1 pseudogene is annotated in these 247 nt (G+C 61.5%); it reads right to left on the reverse strand.

Going from position 1 to position 247, the window contains the following annotated elements:
• Nucleotides 1-131: 131 nt before the first annotated feature.
• A pseudogene (locus tag FV222_RS29195) lies at nt 132-247 on the reverse strand (IS5/IS1182 family transposase); the annotation flags it as partial.

Consider the following 247-nt stretch of genomic DNA (forward strand, 5'->3'; position numbering starts at 1 on the left):
GCAAAGTACGTCATGGCTGCTCCTTCCTGATGCTGTGGCGATCCGACATCGACCACGATCTCACATCTCGATAGGAGCAGCCGCCTTCAGCGGAACCGCGGCGTGACCCCAATCACCCCATCTGTCCGGGATCATTGTGCGGTTTGGCAGAGCTTACGGATCATGAGGCGGACGGAGGCCCAGTGGAGGAAAGCGAGGGCCTTTCGGCTTTGGCATTCCCAGTCCTTGGCGAGGCGGCGGCAGCGGT

The organism is Methylobacterium sp. WL103 (genome assembly GCF_008039885.1).
In the GTDB taxonomy this organism is placed as follows: Bacteria; Pseudomonadota; Alphaproteobacteria; order Rhizobiales; family Beijerinckiaceae; genus Methylobacterium; species Methylobacterium cerastii.